General features: G+C 61.6%; 5 protein-coding genes. 2 read left to right on the top strand and 3 right to left on the bottom strand.

Annotated elements, in window-relative coordinates; genetic code table 11:
• Positions 1 to 232, top strand: a 232-nt coding sequence (locus B097_RS13005; protein ID WP_018582717.1) for an integrase core domain-containing protein, incomplete at its 5' end; no start/stop codon positions are given.
• Here the strand turns inward: B097_RS13005 and B097_RS0111720 are convergent.
• The 3 genes from B097_RS0111720 to B097_RS0111710 form a co-directional block, all read right to left on the bottom strand.
• Complete coding sequence (locus B097_RS0111720) at positions 195 to 1,634, bottom strand: hypothetical protein (protein WP_018582716.1); 1,440 nt, start codon at positions 1,632 to 1,634, stop codon at positions 195 to 197. The two genes, B097_RS13005 and B097_RS0111720, sit on opposite strands and share 38 nt — an antisense overlap.
• Positions 1,635 to 1,780: 146 nt before the next feature.
• Positions 1,781 to 4,027: a 5-methyltetrahydropteroyltriglutamate--homocysteine S-methyltransferase gene (gene metE, locus B097_RS0111715; protein WP_018582715.1), complete on the bottom strand. Its 2,247-nt coding sequence runs from the start codon at positions 4,025 to 4,027 to the stop codon at positions 1,781 to 1,783.
• Between the two features lie 90 nt (positions 4,028 to 4,117).
• On the bottom strand, positions 4,118 to 5,104 hold the full coding sequence (locus B097_RS0111710) for a methylenetetrahydrofolate reductase (protein ID WP_018582714.1): 987 nt from the start codon (positions 5,102 to 5,104) through the stop codon (positions 4,118 to 4,120).
• A gap of 298 nt (positions 5,105 to 5,402) precedes the next feature.
• Here B097_RS0111710 and B097_RS0111705 point away from each other — a divergent pair, with 298 nt between their 5' ends.
• On the top strand, positions 5,403 to 6,122 hold the full coding sequence (locus B097_RS0111705) for a hypothetical protein (protein WP_018582713.1): 720 nt from the start codon (positions 5,403 to 5,405) through the stop codon (positions 6,120 to 6,122).
• Positions 6,123 to 6,217 lie beyond the last annotated feature (95 nt).

Genomic DNA, 6,217 nt, shown 5'->3' with positions numbered 1-6,217 from the left:
GATCAACGGGCTGTACAAGACCGAGTGCATCGGCTCCCGGATCTTCACCCCGGAGCGCTTGGAGTCGATCGTGGACGTGGAGCTGGCGACCATGTCGTGGGTGCAGTGGTACAACACCCGTCGACTGCACTCCACCCTCGGGATGGTCCCACCCGCGGAGCACGAGGAGACCTACTGGGCCGGGCACGCTACAATCACCGAGTCACCTGAGAGGGTGGCTCAGCCAATCTAACGGTGGCAACAAAACCGTGACGGTTCACACTGCGATCCCAACGAGTCCCAACTGGTCCCCAAAACCATGAATTCCGCCGGGGCTGAGCCTCATGCATGAAAGCCGCAGAATCTTCCGTCGCAGCGTGCCAGTCTGAGCCCCAGCCGTCGTTATTTCCGCGTTTCTCATGCTTGCCGGAGTAGTAGGTCTTTCCACCGCTGCGATCGATATTGGGTGTCGCGTACGCATAACGAAGGATCTGGCCTTCGTCCGTTCTTTTGGCACCAGAACCGCCGGTTCGAACTGCCTCTTGGATTTCGAAACCAGGGGATGCCTTGGTCATTCCGACCCAATAGTACGCATGAGTATCGGGACCCGACACGGGTACATCGAATACACATTCACCATTGCTATCTGATGTACACGTCGCCCATGGCTGCTTGACGGGAATCGGACGATCATTCAACCGATTTGTATTATTCGCTTCAGTGTTACCGAACTGCTTGGCGTTAAGCGGGCGGTAGAGCTGCAACTCCGCCCCAGGCTCTGGAGAAAAACGATAAACACTGTCGAGGCGGTCGTTTCCCCGCTCTACCCCATTGTCCCCGCTGAGCAATCGGTCGCCGCCCACTTGGACCACTAGACGCACATGGTCCGAAGGTACCTCGCCTCGTAGCGCCCTGGTCGAGACGTTCAGGGAACGCGCGGAAGCCTGACCAGAATAAAGTGTCCACTCGGCTGGTTGTGCCTCCAGCTCTGGCAGGTGGATTTCTGCGCTAAAAGTGGTTCCGGTAACGAGGTCAACGTCCTCGGTATCGAAAGTCACCAGATCACCGGTCACATCATCTGGGATAACGTCTGCAAGCTCAACGTCGTCCTTTTCTCGAGGAAAGTGGAAGGTCTCCACGTCATCCTGAGCAACCTCGGCTCCGTCGATAGTGGCATCGGCAACTTCCGCCAGTGGCACCGCAGATTCACTACGGACGAAAGACACCTCCGGCACCTTCAGCGGCACCCCGCCCTCTGTTTCTGGCACCGCCACCGTGGCCTCTAACTGGTAGACCTCTGTTCCATCATCCGATGGTCCGACATAGTCAACATCAACCTCTCCGAGAAGCTCCAGCTCTTCATTTTGAGGACCTGCTGAAAGCGTTTCAGGGGGCAGCGGAGACATAGGCTCCGGGGCCGTGTCCTCAAAGCTGTGAGATTCACCTTCCACGGTGCTCATCGCGCCGTCGTCTTCAACAACAGTCCATGGAGATTCAGTGGAGACAAGGCCCCCAAGGTCGCTGTCTGCGGTGGTCGCCGTGGCCTCTTCTACAGTGTCGCCATCGGTGGCGTAGGTGGTCCCCACGGCAACCGTTGGTACCGCCAGGGCAGCGACAAGCAAGCTCGCGGCGAACGCTCTGGCCCGCCGAGCCATGCCACCTAAAATGGGGTGCTCGCAGGGCGCGACGTGCTCAATTTCGACATAGACCGTTCCTAGTAGACCAAATTCCGCTAACTATGATGATATATTCTTAGAGACATATTGCACCACAACGGCCTTGGCGTTCACAAACTAAAGGTCTACAGCCCAGCAGCGACCACTTCGTCGCGGGCCAGCACCAGGTTGCGCAGCGATGGCTCCACCTCGGCGTAGCCGCGGGTCTTCAGGCCACAATCAGGGTTGACCCAGAGGCGCTCGCTAGGAACGTTCTTCAACGCGGCGCGGATCAGCTCGGCCATCTCAGCGACGGAGGGCACGCGTGGGGCGTGGATGTCCCAGATGCCGGGGCCGATCTCCGAGTGGAAGGTCTCGTCGATATCCTCCAGCAGCTCCATGCGGGAACGGGCGGCCTCGATGGAGGTCACGTCGGCGTCCAGGCCGGCCACGGCGTCGATGATCTGGCCGAATTCGGAGTAGCAGAGGTGGGTGTGGATCTGCGTGGTCGGCTTCGCAGTCAAGCTGACCAGGCGGAAGGAGCGCACGGCCCATTTCAGGTACTCCGGGCGGGCATCCTCGCGCAGAGGCAACAGTTCGCGCAGGGCAGGCTCGTCGATCTGGATCACCTTGATGCCGGCGTCCTCGAGGTCGCGGACTTCGTCGGCAAGCGCCACACCGATCTGGTCGGCGGATTCGGCGAGCGAGACGTCATCGCGCGGGAAGGACCATGCCAAGATGGTCACGGGACCGGTGAGCATGCCCTTCACCGGCTTGTCAGAAAGGGACTGCGCGTACTTCGCCCACTCCACTGTCATCGGCTCCGGGCGAGACACATCACCCACGACGATTGGCGGACGGGTGCAACGCGAACCGTAGGACTGGACCCAACCATTGTCGGTGGTGACGAAGCCGTCCATCTGCTCCGCGAAGTACTGCACCATGTCATTGCGCTCCGGCTCACCGTGCACCAGCACGTCAAGGCCGAGGCGTTCCTGCAGCTCAATGACGTCCTTGACCTCTTGCTTTAGGCGCGCGTTGTAGTCGGCGTCGGAGAGCTCGCCGTTGCGGTGCAGGGTGCGCGCGCGGCGGATCTCGGCGGTCTGCGGGAAGGAGCCGATGGTGGTCGTCGGCAGGGCAGGCAGGTTCAGCTCCGCTTCCTGCAGCGTGATGCGCTCTTCGAAGGCGGGTTCGCGCTTGACTTCACCTGCAGGGAGCTTATCGACGCGCTGTTGTACCTCTGCGTTGTGCAGCTTGGTGGATTCTGCGCGGGTGCGTACTGCGCGGTCGGAACGGGCGAAAGCATCGGCAGCGTCGAAGCGACCGGCCACCAAAGCCTGGACCTCGGCGATCTTCTCGTCGGCGAAGGAGAGCCAGCCGGCGACATCGACGGGCAGGTGCTTCTCATCGTCCAGGGTGTGCGGCACGTGCAGCAAAGAAACAGAAGTGGACACGGAGCTAGCGCCCAGCTGCTGGAGCACCTCTTCCTTCGTGCGCAGGTCACCGGCCCAGATGTTGCGGCCATCGATCAGGCCTGCCACCAGGTGGGTCTCTGGGGCGACGGCGGCGGCGACGCGCTGCGGGTAGTCCGGATCCGCAGCCAGGGTGGCTGGGGCGAGGTCCACGTGGAGGGCTTCGGGCTTGGCGTCGGCAAGCGCCTTCAGGCCCTCGCGCAACGAACCGTATGGCGTGGTCAGGTACACATTCGGGCGGTCCTTCGCGCCGAGGAGCTCGGTCCAGGCCTCGGAAGCGTGCTTTGCCAGCTCCGCGTCTGGGTGGCCGGCGATGTCGGCGGTGAGGATCGGTTCGGCGACCTGCACCCACTCCACACCTGCCTCATGCAGCGCGGCGAGGACCGTAGCGTAGGCGGAGGTCAGCTCGTCGAGACGCGAGAAGTCGATCGGCTTGGACAGCGCCAGCAGGGTCACCGGACCCACCAGGTAGGGGCGGATGGTGTGGCCGGCGGCGCGCGCCTCCTCCACGATGCGGACGATGCGCTCCGGTGCCGGATCGAAGGCGTTCTCCGTGATTTCGGGCACCAGGTAGTGGTAGTTGGTGTCGAACCACTTGGTCATTTCCAGCGGGTTGCGCTCATCGGTGCCGCGGCACAGGGCAAATTCTTCGTCCAGGTCAGCGGCCTCGACCACGCCGACGGTCAGCGCGGTTTCCAGCACGTGGTCGTAGTAGGCGACGTCTGCGGGGATGGAGTAATCGTCGTTAAGCCCAAGATCGCGCAGGTGGTTGTAGGTGTCGATGCGCAGGGCGTGCGTGGTGGACAGGAATGTTTCCTGGTCGATGCGGCCGGCCCAGTAGGCTTCGAGCGCGCGCTTCAGCTCGCGGTTGCGGCCGATGCGGGGGTATCCCTCGATTGTTGCGGATGGAAAAGTAGTCATGGGAAGGAAGATCCTTTGGTCAGATTGTGTGTCAGAAAGGGGAAAATCTTCTGCGACTCTGCGGAGGCTTCCGGTTTGTGCAGCGTATGCTTAGTGCTCAGCACCAGGGTGTTCAATGCCGATCCGCGTTAGGATGTCGCGGGTGACCTCGGCATTGTTGTGGGTGTAGATGTGCAACCCGCCGGTTCCTGCGTCCAGGATGTGGCGAGCGAGTTCGACTGTCATCTGCATGCCGATCTCAAACTCTTCAGCCTCCGAGGAGGCCTGGCGCATTCGCTTGTACACCCGATCGGGAACGCTGATTCCCGAAAGCACGCCCATGCGCTCAGCCCGCTTCAGGCTGGTCATAGGCATGATTCCAGGGATCAGCGGGATCCGAACGCCGGCCAGGCGGGCGCGCTGCTCGAAGCGCAGGAAGTCCTCCGCATCGAAGAACAGCTGCGTGATGGCAAAATCAGCACCCAGGCGCTGCTTCGCCAGCAGCACATCCAGGTCCTCATCGGGACCGGAGGATTCGGCGTGGCCGGAGGGGTAGCACGCCACCGACACCGCCAGGTTGCCGGCGGCCAGGCGGAACGCCTCCTGCTGCTCGATGGTGCGAATCAAGCTGACCAGGTCGGTCGCGTGTTGCAGGTGGTCGTCGTCAAGCCTCGTGACGCCCTCCGGCAGGTCCCCGCGCAGGGCCAGGAAGCCGCGTACGCCGGAATCCAGCAGCGTATGGATCCATTCGGTGAGTTCCTCGCGCGTGCCGGCGGTGCACGCCAGGTGCGCGATGGTGCGTGCCCGGGTGTTCGCGCTGATGCGTTCGATGAATTTGGCGGTGCCGGTCAGCCACTGGGAGCGTGCCGACGACGTCACCGAGATGTAATCCGGCTGATACGCGTTGAGGGTATCCAGCAGGTTGTCGATCTTCACCTCGTCGGCGTCGTGGCGCGGAGGGATCACCTCGAAGCTCAAGGCGAGGCGGCGTGGCCGGGGTGCGCCCTGGGGGCTGTCGTGAATGTCGTCGAGGCCGTCGAGGGGCGCGGAGGCAGAAAGCCGAGCGGACGGGCGCGACGACGAATATCTCGCAGACACAGGAGTGTCCTTTCCAAAATTCGGATGGTTTCGTCGTGTAGTTGTCGCGGCCGGGCTCGGCACTTGTGTTGAGAATGAAACTAGACCAAGCGGTTTAACCTGTTCAATCGAAACGAATTCGTATGACCAGCAAAAACTGGACTGACGTGCGGTTTCTTTGTGAATATAATTCGAAGCCTCGTTGCCCCTGAAGGCGCCTCAAAGGTAGTGAATTTTCGGCTTCATGGGGGATCATTCCTAGGTAGTCTAGAGACAGAAACGTCGCTGAAGACGAAACAAACGTGAAAGAAGGAAGACAATGAACCCCATCCTTTTGAAGCAGGGATTTTCCGTGGCGCGCGACCTGTTTGATCGCGTGAATGACTACCGCGCGGAGAAGCAGCGCGAAGCTTACGACGCCCTCGTCGAGGCCGCCGACAACTTCGACAACCTGGACCGCGACGAGGTGCTCGAGCGCGGGCAGCAGCTTTTCGACGAGTCCCGCCGCGAAGCTGGCAAGCTGACCCTGGCGGCGCACCGTCGCCTGGATAAGGCCCGCGCACAGCTGGCCGACCGCGCGCAGGATGCTTCCAAGGAAGTGGAAAAGCGCACGAATAAGCTAGCTGACAAGGTGACTGGCAAGGAGGCGAAGCGGAAGAAGCGCCGCCAGACCTTGGGCCGGATCGCTGCCGGCACCGGCATTGTTGCCCTGCTCGCGGCGATTGCTGCGGCGGTGTACTACTTCGTTGCCGGGCCGGGCAAGAAGCAGGAGCCACGCACCACTCCCCCACGCGTGGAGGAGCACTCTGGCGAGAAGGATTCGAAGCTGGTCTACTCCACCACCACCGAGGATGATGGCGCGAAGGGATCTGCCGGCCCACTGGCCGAGGAGCCTGCGGAGCGCGACGACGAGCTGATGGATGACATCGACGCGCAGCTTGCGGCCTTCGACGGCGAGGGCGGCGAGCAGGACCCAACCCCTGTTGAGGATCTGGAAGAGGACGCAGAGAACTACGGCAAGCACGCGAAGGATGACTAAAATTTGCTAGTCAGCTTGACTTAAACACGCAAACCGAGGTACTATTCAATTGATTGTTTGAGCGACAATCACTCTTATCTAGTTTGCGTATTATC

It is taken from the genome of Corynebacterium pilosum DSM 20521 = CIP 103422 (assembly GCF_000373805.1).
GTDB lineage: Bacteria > Actinomycetota > Actinomycetes > Mycobacteriales > Mycobacteriaceae > Corynebacterium > Corynebacterium pilosum.
The sequence above is the reverse complement of the archived record's forward strand: the minus strand, read 5'-3'. Positions and strand labels throughout refer to the sequence as shown.